The sequence below is a fragment of the Azospirillum oleiclasticum genome (assembly GCF_013423485.1).
Taxonomy (GTDB): domain Bacteria; phylum Pseudomonadota; class Alphaproteobacteria; order Azospirillales; family Azospirillaceae; genus Azospirillum; species Azospirillum oleiclasticum.
This window is the reverse complement of record NZ_JABFFR010000015.1, coordinates 1-14,815: the sequence shown is the minus strand read 5'-3', so window position 1 is coordinate 14,815 and position 14,815 is coordinate 1. Positions and strand designations below refer to the sequence as shown.

10 protein-coding genes and 1 pseudogene are annotated in these 14,815 nt (G+C 71.0%); 4 read left to right on the top strand and 7 right to left on the bottom strand.

The window, feature by feature from the left end; all coding sequences use genetic code 11:
- The first annotated feature begins 8 nt into the window (after positions 1 to 8).
- Together HL658_RS17435 and HL658_RS38035 are read left to right on the top strand one after the other, a co-directional pair.
- On the top strand, positions 9 to 725 hold the full coding sequence (locus HL658_RS17435; protein ID WP_180285073.1) for a response regulator: 717 nt from the start codon (positions 9 to 11) through the stop codon (positions 723 to 725).
- Between the two features lie 14 nt (positions 726 to 739).
- The gene (locus HL658_RS38035) at positions 740 to 2,116 is read left to right on the top strand and encodes a sensor histidine kinase (protein WP_211109769.1); all 1,377 of its coding nucleotides are present in this window, start codon (positions 740 to 742) and stop codon (positions 2,114 to 2,116) included.
- 82 nt (positions 2,117 to 2,198) lie between these two features.
- Here the strand turns inward: HL658_RS38035 and HL658_RS17425 are convergent.
- The 7 genes and pseudogenes from HL658_RS17425 to HL658_RS17395 all read right to left on the bottom strand — a co-directional run bounded on the left by HL658_RS17425 (position 2,199) and on the right by HL658_RS17395 (position 9,807).
- Positions 2,199 to 3,359, bottom strand: a pseudogene (locus HL658_RS17425) (ISKra4-like element ISAzba1 family transposase).
- Between the two features lie 75 nt (positions 3,360 to 3,434).
- Positions 3,435 to 3,689 carry a hypothetical protein gene (locus HL658_RS17420; protein WP_180285074.1) on the bottom strand — a complete coding sequence of 85 codons (255 nt, stop codon included), beginning with the start codon at positions 3,687 to 3,689 and terminating at the stop codon, positions 3,435 to 3,437.
- Positions 3,686 to 5,266: a PepSY-associated TM helix domain-containing protein gene (locus HL658_RS17415; RefSeq protein ID WP_180285075.1), complete on the bottom strand. Its 1,581-nt coding sequence runs from the start codon at positions 5,264 to 5,266 to the stop codon at positions 3,686 to 3,688. The genes HL658_RS17420 and HL658_RS17415 overlap by 4 nt, the downstream gene beginning before the upstream one ends.
- Entirely contained in the window at positions 5,260 to 5,577 is a 318-nt protein-coding gene (locus tag HL658_RS17410) for a hypothetical protein (RefSeq protein ID WP_180285076.1), read from the bottom strand. The genes HL658_RS17415 and HL658_RS17410 overlap by 7 nt, the downstream gene beginning before the upstream one ends.
- A gap of 15 nt (positions 5,578 to 5,592) precedes the next feature.
- Complete coding sequence (locus tag HL658_RS17405) at positions 5,593 to 8,049, bottom strand: TonB-dependent siderophore receptor (RefSeq protein ID WP_180285077.1); 2,457 nt, start codon at positions 8,047 to 8,049, stop codon at positions 5,593 to 5,595.
- A gap of 140 nt (positions 8,050 to 8,189) precedes the next feature.
- On the bottom strand, positions 8,190 to 9,203 hold the full coding sequence (locus HL658_RS17400) for a FecR family protein (protein ID WP_180285078.1): 1,014 nt from the start codon (positions 9,201 to 9,203) through the stop codon (positions 8,190 to 8,192).
- Between the two features lie 85 nt (positions 9,204 to 9,288).
- Positions 9,289 to 9,807: an RNA polymerase sigma factor gene (locus HL658_RS17395; RefSeq protein WP_180285079.1), complete on the bottom strand. Its 519-nt coding sequence runs from the start codon at positions 9,805 to 9,807 to the stop codon at positions 9,289 to 9,291.
- Between the two features lie 276 nt (positions 9,808 to 10,083).
- On the opposite strand from HL658_RS17395, the gene HL658_RS37795 reads away from it, so the two are divergent.
- Together HL658_RS37795 and HL658_RS17385 are read left to right on the top strand one after the other, a co-directional pair.
- Positions 10,084 to 13,290 carry a salicylate synthase gene (locus tag HL658_RS37795; protein ID WP_343055172.1) on the top strand — a complete coding sequence of 1,069 codons (3,207 nt, stop codon included), beginning with the start codon at positions 10,084 to 10,086 and terminating at the stop codon, positions 13,288 to 13,290.
- Positions 13,287 to 14,815, top strand: a 1,529-nt coding sequence (locus tag HL658_RS17385) for a condensation domain-containing protein (protein ID WP_246337668.1), incomplete at its 3' end; no start/stop codon positions are given. The genes HL658_RS37795 and HL658_RS17385, both read left to right, overlap by 4 nt.

Sequence of the window (14,815 nt, the reverse complement as noted above, 5' to 3'; positions counted from 1 at the left end):
ATGCGGTCATGACCGAGCCCGGACCCAACATCCTCATCGTGGACGACGACGCGGACATCCGCCGCCTCGTCGGCGACCTGCTGCGCCGCGAGGGCTTCCGGGTGGAGGCGGTGGAGAGCGGGGAGGAGCTGGACCGGGCGCTGGGACGGATGCGGCCGGACCTCGTGGTGCTCGACCTGATGCTGCCGGGCGAGGACGGGCTGTCCATCTGCCGCCGGCTGCGCGCCGTGGATTCCCTGCCGATCCTGATGCTGTCGGCGAAGAACGACGAGATCGACCGGGTCGTGGGGCTGGAGCTTGGGGCGGACGACTATCTGGTCAAGCCGTTCGGGCCGCGCGAGCTGCTGGCGCGCATCCGCGCCATCCTGCGCCGGTCCGGAGCGGCCCCGGCGGCGGTGCCGCTCCGCCGCTTCGCCTTCGACCGCTTCATCATCGACCTCGATGCCCGCCAGCTCACCGACGGCGAGGGGCAGTCGCTGGCGCTCACCAGCGGAGAGTTCGATCTGCTGGCCTGCCTCGTGCAACGGCCGAGACGCGTCCTGTCGCGCGACCAGATCCTGGATTTCACCCGCGGGCGCGGCGCCGACCCCTTCGACCGCACGGTGGACATGCTGGTGTCGCGGCTGCGCCGCAAGCTGGAGACCGCCAGCCCCGGCTCAGTCCTGATCAGCACGGTGCGCAGCGGCGGCTATCTGTTCACCGCCATCGTGCGGCCGGCACCGTGACGCGGTGGGGAAGGGTGCCGGTGCTCGCCCGGCTCGGCCTGCGCGCCCGTCTCACCGGGATCGTGCTGGTGTCGATCCTGTGCCTGTGGCTGGTGTTGGTCGCCGCCGCCTACCGCATGCGCGACCTGGATTCGGACTTCGGGCTGCCGCCGCCCGACCGGGTAGCGGCGCTGGTGGCCCTGGCCGAACTCACGCCGACCGCCGACCGGCCCCGGTTGTTCCTGGTTGCCGAGGCTGGCGGGCTGCGTGTCCGAACCGAGCCACGCCCGCCCATCGCCGGATCCGCGGAGGCGGCCGACCATCGGGTGGTTCAGCCCTACCTGCGGGCGCTCGAGGGCCGTGTCGTGACGATCCGTCCGGTCCTCGATGGCTGGCAGTCGCGGCGCGTGCTGTGGGTCTTCGCGGCCGGCGCCCCTCTGTTCGTACTGGAGGTCGCACTCGCCGCCGGGGACACGCTGGTGGTTTCGGTCGGCAGCCCTCTTCCCGTCACCGCGATCGGGCTTCCGGTCGGGGTCTTCGCCGGGATCGTCGGAACGCTGGCGGCGCTGGCCGCACTCATCGTGCTGCACCGGGAGATCCGACCGCTGATGCGGCTGGCCGCGGCGGTCGACCGCGTCGATCCGGTGGGGGAACCGGTGCCGCTCCCCGTGATCCGCGCGCGCGCGCCGGAGATCCGGGCGCTGGTGACCGCCTTCGAAAGGCTGCAGGGGCGGTTGGCGGCGATGCTGCGTGCGCGCATGGCGCTGATCGGCGGCATCCAGCACGACCTGCGCACCATGGCCACCCGCCTGCGCCTGCGCGTCGAGCGGATACCCGACCCCGCGGAGCGGGACCGGGCGGTCGGTGACATCGCGGACATGATCGCGCTGCTCGACGATGCCATGCTGGCGAGCCGCGCCGGCGCGCGCGAGCTGGACGAGGAGCTGGTTCCCTTCGCTCCCCTCGTCGCCGCGGAGGTGGAGGACCGCCGCCGGGCCGGCGCGCCGGTGGACCTGCGGCTCGGGCCGGGGGACGCGGAGGCGGCGGTCATCGGCGACCGGGTCGGGCTGCGGCGCATCGTCGGCAACCTCGTCGCCAACGCGGTGACCTATGGCCGGGTCGCCCATGTGCAGGTCGAGGCGGCGGCCGAAGGCAGGTCTGACCTTCCGGGGGGGTGCGCCGTCCTGACCGTCGACGACGAGGGGCCGGGCATCCCCGCCGACAAGCGGACATTTCTGCTGGAACCCTTCGTTCGGCTGGAGGAGTCGCGCGCCCGCCGCACCGGCGGCGCCGGGCTCGGCCTCGCCATCGTCCGCAGCCTCGTCGAGGCGCACGGCGGCACCGTCGACATCGGCGACGCGCCGGGCGGTGGCGCCCGCGTCGTGGTCCGCCTTCCCCTGTTCCGGGCGTGACCGCCATTGTCGTCGCGCAGCCAGCAGTACCGCCGGGATTGTTCTTGCAGGGGAATTGAGACCGTTTCAAACCTGGGGGGTCTCACGCCGCGCGGTGAAAGGGGCGGCGGGCGTATGGCTCAGCGGCGGTGTGCTCCGAAGCGAGGGTGCCGTTCATCACGGCTGTGCGCACCTTCAGCATCCGGTGGGCGCCGCGCGGAGACCAGCGCATCTGCTGGTTGGCGCCCATGCGCCGGTGCAGCAGGCGCTGAACCGTGCTTTCGGTCGTCGCCGTGGAGATCGGCTCGTCCCGGTGCCGGGCGGCGGCGTAGTCGATGATCAGGTCGGCCTGTCCGGCAATGTAGGTTTCCAAGGCGCGCAGCAGCGTCGCCACCTTCCGGACCGGCGTGCTTTCGGCGGCTTTCACGCTGGCGTCGAGGTCGGCCAGGAGGTTGCCGATCAAGTCCAGCGCCCGTTCGGTCTGGCCATGCCAGAGCCGCCAGCGCAGACGGGTCACGGCCTTGGCCAGCATCGTCGTCCGCTCCGCGGCGGCTGGCACCGTCGTGGCCCAGCCCTTGACCGCTTGCGCCACGTGTTGAACCCGCATCGACAGGTGGAACCAGTCGAGGACAACGCATCTGGTAGGTCCGCACCGATTTCACGTGCCCCGCGTCGATGGCCAGCGTGATCGCCTCCATCGGCTTCGGTGAGCCCTCGTCGGGCAGGACAACCGCCGCCCGTTCGAGCCGGGCTCCGACCAGGAGCGTGCGCCGGCGAACGGTTTCCACCTCCGGAGCCGTGTCCACCGGCAGCAACTCGGCCAGCAGCGCCTGCGCCCGTCGATACGGCAGTGCGCTGCCCAGGCTGGCCAGGACACGTTCGTACTCCGGGGTGCAGCGGTCGGGCATGATCCCGGCGACCGGGGGCAGTCTGCGCCGGCAGGCCACACCGCAGCGGCAGGGCTCAAAGCGAGGTGCGCGCGCACCTCCACCGTGCCGAACAGCGACACCAGACGGCGGGAGCGGTAATCCTTGAGCGGGCGCGACGCGCCGCAGTGGCTGCACCGGCGACGGTGGCGACAGTGCGCGTAGGCCTGGGCGGTTACCAGGACGTGCTGTACGCCGGCCAGGATCACCTTGCCCTCGGCCAGACTCAGCCCGAGCGTTGCCGCCTGACCGACGGCGGAGCGCCCACCCTCGGAGGTCACGCGCTGCGTCACCGTGCCGTCCTCACCCGTCACCTCCACCATCACCCGCCACTTCATTGCGCCCCCGGGTTCGCTGCTTTCCCAGTGCGCTTTACCATCATCCCCCCAGGTTTGAGACGGTTTCTGCCGTCATCATCGACCGAGCGACGCGACTCCCCATCCGAGGAGGGTGAGCGCACTCAACCAGACGGTGAACGCAGGACCGCCCTCCATGCCCAGCAGGAGCAGCCCCGGCGCACACACCATCGTGACAGCGGCAAGCGGCCGATGGTGCGTCGCCTGTTGGGGAAGCCCGAGGATCCGTCGGCGCTTGGGGTTGGTGCGGGCGAGGCGCACGAGCGCGACGGCGCTCACCGTGACCGCGCCGAGGACGGAGAGTCCCATCATTCGGCCGCCACCGAACGGGGCCTCGGCATCGTCTCCGGCCGCATCGCCCAGCCGATCAGCGCCGCCCCCAGTACCAGCAAGGCCAGATCGATGGAAAGCACCGTTCCTTGCCCATCGTACAGCGCGGTGCCCCAGCCGATGCCGCCCGTCACCATGCGGCACGGCGGAAGCAGGACCACGCCGGCGCCGAGCAGGCCGCGGTACAGGCGCCTCGCGCCATCCTCGTCGCGGTGCAGGAGGCCGGGGAGAACACCCGGGATCACGCCCACGGCAAACCCGGCCGGCGTCCACCGGAAGGCGTCCGCGTCCACCGCGCCGGCCAGAAAGCAGGCGTGGGCCGCGGTCAGCATCGCCACCGGCAGGCCATAGCCGACGATCGTCACGGCCCGGCCGAACCCTTGCCACAACGGCTGGGCGTCGCGCCGCCGGAGCCACAGCCGCATGCCGGAGACCACGACGAACGCCATCATCGATCCCAGCCCGACCCAGATGGACTTCGAAGGGGCTCCCGCAAAGCTTCCGGTGTGCAGCGGCCACATCAACCCCATCAGGAGCGCCCCGCCGGATGGCTGGTTGCCGATGACCGGACGGAGTTCGAGAAAGCCACCGCTCACCCCGTCGTACACGGTCCGGACGAAATCCATCCCGTCGGGCGGCGGCCGGTGGAAGGTCCTGATCCGGGCATCGGCCCGGCCGTAGCGCTCGATCGACAGGGTGTCGACCGGTGACCCCGCGCGCGCCGCGGCGTCCGCGACGACGCGGTCGAGGCCGGCCAGCGGTGCCGGCCGCGCATCGGTCACGACCGGAGGCTCGAACAGGGCCTCCGCCGCGGCGACCTCGTCGCCGCCGAAGGCAACCTCCGTCAGCAGGGGGAAGACCACCGTCCCGGCGAAGCTGAAATAAGCGCCGGTGAAGCCGAGTACAAAGGCGAAGAGCAGCGCCCAGCTTCCCGCCAGCACATGGCGGTCGCGGGCCGACACCAGGCGCCGCCCCGGCCGCACGGGCACGAACAGGTCGCGGACGAGGTGCCGGTGCATCAACAGCCCGGTGACACCCATCGCCACCATCAGAAGGCCCAGCACCCCCGTGAGGATCAGCCCCCAGGGCGGGGGTACGTGGAGCTGCACGTGCAAATCCACCAGGAAATCCTGGAGCGCGCTCGCCTCGTGCCACGCGGGTTCGCGAAACACGAACCCCTCGTGGCGGCTCAGCGTCCCACCGGTCACGGGATCGAGCCGGAACAGCGTGCCGTAAGGCTCCGGTTCCCCGCTGTCCGGGTGCTGGATGTCGGCATGGGGGAACACCAGAAGCTCGCCGCGGGCGTTCGCGAACACCGTGATGTCGGTGCGATGCTCCGCCGGCGCCGCTTCGATGATCGGCCGCACCCGGGTGTCGATGCCGGGGACGATCGGCTGGTCCGTCCGGATGCCGCCGGCCGACCATGCGCCGATCTCGTCGCCGAGCACGACCACGGTCCCGGTGACGATCACGGCGTAGAGCAGCAGGCCGAGGATGGTTCCGGACCAACCATGCACGGCCGTCAGGCGCTTCATCTGCGCGCGGGTGAGCGTCACCATCGGAGCGATCCCGAAAGGGCGATGACGATCAGGGCGCCGCACACGCCGTGGACGAGTGCGCTGAACGCCAGTCCGCGGACCAGGTTCTCGACGAGGCAGGCGTGGATGAAGGCGGCCGCCCAGGCGAGTGGTGCCAGGACCAGCGGGTAGGCGATGTGGTTGACGCCGGCCGCGCCGGCCGGGAACCACAGCGGCATCGCCGTCGTGAACAGAAGCGCCGCCGTGATTGCGCCGGGACCTGCCAGGATCCAGCGGATCGCGGCCGGGCGGGCGTTCACCGCCGCGGCGATACGTCGGTGGGTCGTCGTCATCAACCTGCGCATGGTTCAGTACGAAGCCTTCAGCCGGAGCACGACGTTGCGCGGTTCTCCCGGCCAATTGAAGAAGCCGGTGGCGCTGAACGTCTCGTAATAGGTCGTGTCGAACAGGTTGTTCACCGACAGCGAGGCGCTGACCGCCTCGGTGAGCTTGTACCCCGCCGACAGGCTGGCGACCGTGTAGGCGCCCTGGTGGGCGGCTCCGTCGGACGTCCGGGTCTGCGCCTTGATCCCGCCGCCCAACGACAGCCCGACCAGCGGCGAGCCATCGGCGAAGTTGTAGTTCACCCAGACGCGCGCGCTGTGGCGCGGCGTCATCGTTGCGAACCGTGTTCCGGCATTGGGGCCGTTCTCATAGCTGGCGAGCGTGTAGACATAGCCGGCGAACAGGTTCCATCCCGGTGCGGGGCTGCCCGCCAGTTCCAGGTCGACACCCTGGCTGCGCACCTCGCCCGCCGCCTCGTAGCACAGCGATCCGCCGCAACCGGGGATGAGCTGGGCGCGGTTCTGGTCCTGGATGCGGAACAGGGCCGCCTGCGCCGTCAGTCCGCCGTCGAGGAATTCGGCCTTCACACCGGTCTCGTACTGGGTGCCGACGATCGGCTCCAGGAAGTCGCCGGAGGGCGATTGGTTGGTCTGCGGCCGGAAGACGTCGGTGTAGCTGGCGTAGACCGACAGCGTGTCCGTCACGTCGTAGATCAGTCCGGCGTATGGCGTGACGACGTTGCGCTCCTCCTGCGTGCGGCTCCAACCGCCGCCGACCGGGCGGGAGAACGCCTCGTAGGTGCTCAGCCGTCCGCCGACGACGACGGTCAACGGGTCGAGCACCTTGATGCGGGCTTGCCCGTAGTAGCCGAATTCTTCGGTCCTGTTGTCCGCCAGGGGTGTCAGGCTGAGGGTCGGCTCGGGAATCGCGCGGTCGAAGATGCTGAAGGTGCCAAGATTCGCGAAGCCGCTCCAGGCGTCATAAGACGAATAGCGGCTGCCGTTCGCCCCGACCAGCAGCGTGTGGGTCCGGCCGAACAGCTCGACCGGGCCGGAGAGGTGGACGTCGCCCGTCCAACGGTTGTTCTTGCTGGGGTTCTCGTACGCGACGAAGGCTTGCGTGTCGGTTGCGGGATCCACCCCTGGGCCGAACGACGCCGCGATCTTCTGTTCCCAGATGGAGTGCAGGAAACGCAGGCTGCCCTCGGCCCGCCAGCCGTTGTCGAAGGCATGGGTCAGTTCCGCGTAGGCTTCCTGGTTGGCCGCCCTGGCGTGCGACCAGTCGGCGCCGACATAGGTCGACCGGTCGGCGAGGAACGCGCCGTTCGTGTACCGGGGCTGTCCCCAGCTCGCGTTGCCGTCGATGTCCTGGTAGGCGCCGGAGAGGGTGAGGATGGTACGTTCCGTGATGTCCATCTCGACGGCGCCAAAGGCGAACCGCTTCTTCTGGTGCATGACGTCGTAGAAGAAATCGCGGTCCTGGCCGACCGCTGCGAAGCGGTAGCGGATCCGGCCGGACTCTGTCGCAGGGCCGCCGATGTCGACCTCTCCGCGATGGTTGTCCCACGAGCCGTAGGATGCCGTCCCGGACACATGGAACTCACCGGTCGGCCGCTTGCGCACCATGTTGATGGCGCCGCCGGGCTGCCCCTGGCCCTGGAACAGGCCGGCCGGGCCGCGGAGCACCTCGATGCGGTCGTACATCGCGGTATCGAACTGGGCGATGCTGTTCATGTCGACGATCGGGATACCGTCCAGTTGCCCTCCGACATCGAATCCACGCGACTGGAAGCCCGGATTGAAGCCGTTGGACGCGGGCGTGACCACGATGCTGGGCACCGTCCGCAACGCTTCGTCGACGGTCGTGACCCCCTGGTCGTCCATTCGGCGCCGGGTGATCACGCTGACCGACTGCGGTGTCTCGCGCAGGGTGCTCGGGATCTTCGATCCGACCGAGGACCGTGATCCCACGTAGGATCCCGTGCCTTCCGTCCGGCCCGGATCGCTGGAGGAGCGGGCACCGGCCACCGTGATCGGGGCGAGCATCGCGGCGCCCTGTCCGTCGGGCTGACGGGAGATCGTCACCGTATCGGCGGCGGTGAATTCGTGGACGAGGCCGGTGCCGGCGAGCAGGGTGGTCAGCGCGCCCCGCGGGGCGAGGGTCCCCCGGACGCCCTGGGTCCGCAACCCCTCGGTGAGCCGGGCCGGATAGAGGAGCTGGACATCGGCCTGTTGGGAGAACGCCAGCAGCGCGCCCTGAAGGTCGCCGGCCGGTATGGAGAAGCGGCGCGCCGCGGAGGGATCCGCCTGGGCAAGCTGGATCGCGCCTCCCGTCCGCGTGCGACCGTCCCCGGCGACGGCCGGCTCCGACACGGCGAGAGCCGCCAGCGACACCCCCAGCAGGACAGGGCCGGCGAGGGGAGGCCGATCGTGATGATTCTTGCGGTTCCCATGCCCACGCGCTGCGCCCCACGTCGCCATGCGGTCTTCCCCTTCGCCTCAGGACCGGTTGGTTGGCGCGCGTCCGCTCGACGGCGCGCCCGTCTGGTGTGTTGGACCGGCCGGGGGTGCGTCTCCTGACGCGGGGCTGCGAATTTTTTCCGGAGCGGGCTCCCGCCGCGTCAGCCGCGGGCGCGGAGCAGCGTCAGGTACGGTGTGATCCGGATGACGTCGACGGGAAGCGCGGCTTCGATGGCATCGAGCGCGCGGTCGGTGTCGCGCAGGGTGAACGCCCCGGTGAACCGCGCCTGGGCAATGCCGGGATCGAGAATCAGGATGATGCCCGGGCGGTGGCGGTCGAGTTCCACCATCACATCCCGCAGGGGACGGTTCGCGAAGACGAGCCTACCCTGGCGCCACGCCGTCGCGGTCGCCGTGTCGTCGGGATGGACGGCAAGCCCGCCGGCCGTGTCGTAGCGTGCTGCCTCGCCCGCGCCCAGGACCGCGCCGTCGTTGCCCGCCCGCACCGCGGAGGGGGTGGTCACCCTGACCCGTCCCTCGGCGACCGACACGGTGACCGCCTCGTCCGCCACGCGGACGTCGAAGGCGGTGCCCACGGCGCGCGAGGTCCCGTCGCGCGCCACCACGTCGAAGGGGCGATCCACGTCCTTGGCGACGGTGAAGAACGCCTCGCCATGAAACAGCTCGATCCGCCGGCGCGTCGGCGAGAAGTCGACGGCAATGGCCGTGCCGGTGTTGAGATCGGCCGTCGATCCGTCCGGAAGGGTGACGGTCCGGGTCTCGCCGACGGCGGTGGCGTGGTCGGCGCGGAGACGGTCGTACCCTCCGGCCGACCACAGGCCGACCATCGCCACCGCCGCCACCGCCGCCACGCCGGCCGCCAGGCGCCCGACGAGCCGCAGCGCCCGACGGCGGTCGAACCACACCGGCGCGCCGGGGCCGGCCCCGGGAGCGACGCGCGGATCGGGAATGTCGCCGACCTCGTCCCACAGCGCCTCGGCCTCCGCATACGCCGCCGCGTGCGCCGGATCGCGGGCGAGCCAGGCCGAGAAGGCGCGGCGGTCGGCGTCGCTGACCGGATCGGATCGCATCCGGACGAACCAGGCGGCCGCCTCTTCGACGAGGTCGTTGCGGTGGCCCCCCGTCTCGCCGGGACCGGAGCTGGGAACCCTCATGATGTCATGCCGTCAGCCAAACGGGTGCGAAGCCCCGACATCCGGGACCGCCGGGAGAGCCGGGTCCTGACACCGCAGCCGGTGCCTAGGTTCCGGCCGCGTCCAGGCGGCGGCGGCAGTGGACCATCGCCTTGATGATGTGCTTCTCGACCATGTTGCGGGAAATTCCAAGCCGATCCGCGATCTGGCCGTTGGAAAGTCCGTCGAAGCGGCTCAACAGGAACACCTCGCGGCAGCGAGGCGGAAGTTCGTTGACCGCCTCGATCAGGATGCACACCCGCTCGCGGCCCAGCGCGACCGCCTCGGCGTCGGGCCGCGGGCAGGGGATCGTGTCGGCAAGCGCCCCGTCGCCCAGCACGCTTCCCGCCAAGCGGTCACGGGCGATGCGGTCCCGCGCCGCGTTGGCCGCGACCTGGAACAGATAGGCTTTCGGATCGTCCACGGCGCGGCGGGGAGCGAAGCGGACGAGGCGAAGGTAGGCATCCTGCGCGACCTCCGCGGCCGCGTCCTCGCTGCGCAGCATGCGCGTGAGGAACCGGCGCAGCGCGTCGTGGTGGCGAAGGTACAGCGCCTCGATCGTCGGTTCGTCCGCCGAGAAGGCCATGCATCAGCCCCGTCCAGGTTCAAGGGTGCGACGGGCGTCAGGCGTTCGTCCACGGCCGGCCGCGAACCCGATTGGACCCCCGCCTCGTCAGTACCCCAGTAGGATCAAGAATGCAACTCGTTCGCAACTAACGCCCGAGCCGGCCTCGGCCCCTGCGGCGCGGCCAGCCTCGCAACGGCCGTAGGGAGCGCGCCGATAAAGTCCCGGTGAGGGCATTTGCGTATCCGAGCTGGGGAGAGACGGACACGCCGACCGACTATCGTCGTCCACCAAGACGTGCCGGGCGACGGCACGTGGCCGTCACCGCGTGGATCACGGGATCGGTGCGGGAGCCATCGTGCCCGATCGACGGCCATCCCGAGGCGGCGGACCTACCCGTTTCCGATAAGGAGAGGACCAGTGGAGACAGCCAAGACGGCCGACCCAAGCGTGTTCCCCGGTGGCACGGCTGCCCGCCGCGATCCGCCTCGGGCCGCGCAAGTCGGGTGGGGCGCGGATGTTGTTCCGTGGCCCGCGGACCTCGTTGAACGCTATGAGCGCCAGGGCTACTGGGGGCGGGAAACCCTTGGCGAGCTTCCGCGCCGCTGGGCCGCGGTCCACGGAGACCGGTGCGCGATCGTCGATCACCGGGGCCCGACAAGCTACGCGGCGCTCGACGGTCGGGTCGACCGCATGGCCAGCGGCCTGCACGCCTTGGGGGTGGGGCCGGGGGACCGGGTTCTGGTGCAGCTGCCGAACACCGCGACCTTCGTCGTCACCTGTTTCGCGCTGTTCCGGCTGGGCGCCATGCCGATCCTGGTGATGCCGGCGCAGCGGATCAATGACCTCGACGGGTTGTGCAAGTTGGCGGAGCCCGTGGCGTTCGTCGTCCAGGATCGCTTTCTCGGGTTCGACTACCGGCCCATGGCTGAGGAACTCGCCAAGCGGCACGGGAGCCTGCGCCACGTCGTCGTCGATGGCGAAGCTGGCCCGCACCACCGGCTTGAGGATCTGGACGATCCGCCCCTCCGCAACACCGGGCCGCGGCCTGGGGACATCGCCTGCCTGCTCCTGTCCGGCGGGACCACGGGCACGCCCAAGCTGATCCCGCGCACGCACGCGGACTATGCCTACAACGCCCGGGCATCGGCCGCCCTGTGCGGCCTGTCAGCGGAGAGCGTGTACCTCGCCGCCTTGCCGGCGGCGCACAACTTCACCTTCGCCTGCCCCGGCATCCTCGGTACCCTGTTGCGGGGTGGCCGGGTGGTCATGGCGCGGACGCCCGGGGGTGACGAGACCTTTCCGCTGATCGCCCGGGAGAAGGTGACGTTCACCGCGCTGGTGCCGGCCCTCGTGGATCTGTGGCTGCGGCAGCGCGAGTGGGACACCACCGATCTCTCCAGCCTCCAGCTGCTCCAGGTTGGCGGTGCCCGGCTGATGCCGGACATGGCCCGGCGCATCGGGCCGGCCCTCGGCTGCCGGGTTCAGCAGGTGCTCGGCATGGCCGAGGGGCTGCTGTGCTACACGCGCCTCGACGATTCGGAAGAGGTGGTGATCAACACCCAAGGCCGTCCGCTCTCGCCAGACGACGAGGTGCGCATTGTCGATGCGGCCGGTCGGGATGTTCCGCCGGGGGAGCCGGGCGAACTGTTGACGCGGGGCCCCTACACCATCCGCGGCTACTACCGGGCGGAGCGCCACAACCGCACCGCCTTCACGTCCGACGGCTTCTACCGGTCCGGCGACCTGGTGCGGCGGCGTGCCGACGGCAACCTTGTCGTCGAAGGGCGGATCAAGGAGCAGATCAACCGAGCGGGCGAGAAGATCGCGGTCGCGGAGATCGAGGAGCATCTGAGGGCTCACCCGGCTGTCGATGACGCCGTCCTTCTCGGCGTTCCCGATCCGATCCTGGGGGAGCGCAGCCGCGCCGTGCTGATCGCCGGCGGTTCCCGGCCGGAACTCGCGGACCTGCACGCCTTCCTGCGGGATCGGGGGCTCGCCCGTCATCAGCTGCCCGACGAACTGGGATTCGTGTCCTCCTGGCCGCTGACGGCCGTGGGCAAGATCGACAAGAAGCGCCTCGCCGATCCATCCGGGCCCCGGGTCGCCGGAGCGTCCGCCTTCCGCGAGGAGACGATTCCGCTTGCCGTTCCGCCGCTCCCCCTGGCCGCCCTCCTGGCGGAGAGTGGTCTGGAGGAGCGCGCGATGGTCTACGAGCGGAACGGCGAATGGAGCGTCGGCCTCGGAACCCTGGCAGAGCTGCGGATCGAGGATGGCTCGGTGCGGCTGCTGGTCGACGGGAGTGAGCGTGACTGGCCGGCAGCGGCGGGGATGGACGGGGTCGAGGCGGCGCTGCCGGCGCTGCCGTGGCGGGGTTGGCGGGCGTACGGCACGGCGACTTTCGAACTGGCGCGCCGCTTCCAGGGCCTGGATACAACCGGCGGCACGGACGGTGAGGTTCCGCTGCGACTCTTCATTCCCAGGATGGAATGCCGGTTGCGCGAGGGGACGGCGGTTCTGCGCGCGGTGGAGGAGGGCGACCTCCGGCGGGTCCGCGCGGCGTTCGACGACGCATGCCGTCGCGTGATGGAGGAGGGGAACGGCATGGCGGCGCGCCGTCATGCCTGCCGGCTGGAGGTGTCGGCGGTCGAGACCGAGGATGCCGGCCCCTACACCGCGCGGGTGGCCGCCGCGCTCTCGGAGATCGCGGCCGGCCATTACACGAAGGTGATCCTGTCGCGCCGGGTCCCCCTTGGCCGCCGGCTCGACATCGCCGCGAGCTACCTGGCCGGACGGGAGATCAACCAGCCGGTCCGCTCCTTCCTGCTGATCGGGCCCGAGTTCCAGGCGGCCGGCTTCAGCCCGGAGACCGTGGTGGAGGTGGATGCCGGGGGATCGGTGTCCACGCAGCCGCTGGCGGGGACGCGGGCGCTGGACGCCGACGAGACCGGGAACGCGGCACGGGCCCGGGAACTCCATGCCGATCCGAAGGAGGTGGCCGAGCACGCCGTTTCCGTGCGTCTGGCCTTCGAGGAGCTGGCCAGCGTGTGTGCGCCGGGAAGCGTGGCGGTCGTCGAATTCATGGAGGTGCGGCGGCGCGGCGCCGTCCAGCATCTCGCCTCGCGCCTCACCGGGCGGCTGGGCGGGACGCGGGACCGGTGGCACGCCTTCCAGACCCTGTTCCCCGCCGTCACCGCCTCGGGTATCCCGAAACGCGAAGCGGTCGAGGCGATCGGCCGGTTGGAGGAGGGGCCGCGCGGCCTCTATGCCGGGTGCGTGCTGCTGGCCGACGATGACGGGAGCCTGGACGCGGCCCTGGTGCTCCGTTCCGTCTTCCAGGACCGCGGTGGGAGCTGGCTGCAGGCCGGTGCGGGCGTCGTCGCCCTGTCCACCCCCGAACGGGAGCTGCGGGAGACCTGCGAGAAGCTGAGTGGCGTGGCGCGGGGCTTGGTGGCCGCGCCGGACCCGGTTGCGGCTGTCCATTCGGCGGGAGAGCGGGAATGACCACCTTGACCACGATGATGGCCGCGCCGGACGAGGCCGGGTCCGGGCTGGACCGTGCCGCCCTGCGGCAGCAGATCGTCCCCCTCCTGCCCGATCCGGGCCGGCTCCTCGGGGATGCCGACAACCTTCTGGAGCGCGGGCTCGATTCCCTCCAGATCATGCAGCTGGTCGGGCGCTGGCGCCGGCTGGGGGCGTCGGTCACCTTTGCCGATCTGGTCGAGAACCCGACCCTGGAGCGGTGGAGCGCGTTGCTGGCGGGAGAGGCGAACGCCGACACCCCATCGGCGGCGGTGCAGGCTGCCGTTGGGGACGACGCGCCGTTCGCCCTGACCGATGTCCAGCACGCCTACTGGGTAGGGCGCCGGGACGATCAACCACTGGGTGGGGTTGGTTGCCACGCCTATCTGGAGCTGGATGGGCGCGGTGTGGATCCGGGACGCCTGGAGACCGCCTGGAGGCGGTTGGTGGCCCGGCACGGCATGCTCCGTGCCCGTTTCGACGAGGATGGCCGACAGCGGGTCATGCCCGAAGGGGCGGCGTTCTCCCTGGCTGTGCACGACCTGCGCAACCTGCCTGAGGTGGATGTCGCGGTGGCGCTTCTCGACGTCCGCGACCGGTTGAGCCACCGCCGGCTGGACGTTGGCCGGGGACAGGTGGCGGGGCTCGAACTCAGCCTGCTCCCCGGCGGGGCGACGCGGGTCCATGTCGACATCGACCTGCTGGTCGCCGACGTGCACAGCCTGAGCGTCCTTCTGCGTGACCTCGCCCTCGCCCATGAGGGTGCGCCCCTGCCCGCCCTGCCGGTGGAGTGGAGTTTCGCCGCCCACCTGGCGCAACACGCCGAACGGCTGGCCGGGCGGCGGCAGCGGGATTTCGCCTACTGGCAGGCGGCGCTGGATGATGCGGCCAGCGGGCCGGCTCTGCCCCTGGCGCGGCGTCCGGAGGAGGTGCGGTGCCCGGTGTTCCACCGGCGGACCCACCGGCTGCCGGCGGATCGCTGGGCGCGGTTGAGGGAGACCGCCGCGACGCACGGCGTCACGCCGGCGATGACCCTGGCCGCCGCCTTCGCCGCGATCCTCGCCCGCTGGAGCACCGACGCGCGGTTCCTGCTCAACGTGCCGCTGTTCGACCGCGACCTCGCCACGCCGGGGTTGGCGAATGTGGTTGCCGATTTCACCGGCCTGCTTCTGCTGCGCGTAGACACGCCCGGAGCCGGCGGTTTCCTGGAGGACGCCCTCGCCCTGCAGCGCCGGTTCCACGCCGACGTGGCCCACGCCGGCTATTCCGGCGTCCAGGTGCTGCGCGATCTGGCGCGTCGGCCGGACTGGACCGGCTCCGGGGCGCCGGTGGTCTTCGCCTGCAACCTGGGAACACCGCTGGCTGGGCCGGAGTGCCGCGCCGTCCTCGGCCGGGTGGGCTACATGATCTCCCAGACCCCGCAGGTGTGGCTGGACCATCAAGTCTACGAGGAGGATGGGGTCCTGCTGCTGTGCTGGGACGTTGTCGAGGCGCTGTTCCCGGCCGG

What these genes read in the sequence shown, in the direction of transcription:
- HL658_RS17400 (WP_180285078.1), bottom strand. Translation starts at nt 9,203, where the DNA reads ATGAGGGTTCCCAGCTCCGGTCCCGGCGAGACGGGGGGCCACCGCAAC.
- HL658_RS17435 (WP_180285073.1), top strand. Translation starts at nt 9, where the DNA reads ATGACCGAGCCCGGACCCAACATCCTCATCGTGGACGACGACGCGGAC.
- HL658_RS17395 (WP_180285079.1), bottom strand. Translation starts at nt 9,807, where the DNA reads ATGGCCTTCTCGGCGGACGAACCGACGATCGAGGCGCTGTACCTTCGC.
- HL658_RS17410 (WP_180285076.1), bottom strand. Translation starts at nt 5,577, where the DNA reads ATGACGACGACCCACCGACGTATCGCCGCGGCGGTGAACGCCCGCCCG.
- HL658_RS17415 (WP_180285075.1), bottom strand. Translation starts at nt 5,266, where the DNA reads ATGGTGACGCTCACCCGCGCGCAGATGAAGCGCCTGACGGCCGTGCAT.
- HL658_RS17405 (WP_180285077.1), bottom strand. Translation starts at nt 8,049, where the DNA reads ATGGCGACGTGGGGCGCAGCGCGTGGGCATGGGAACCGCAAGAATCAT.
- HL658_RS17420 (WP_180285074.1), bottom strand. Translation starts at nt 3,689, where the DNA reads ATGATGGGACTCTCCGTCCTCGGCGCGGTCACGGTGAGCGCCGTCGCG.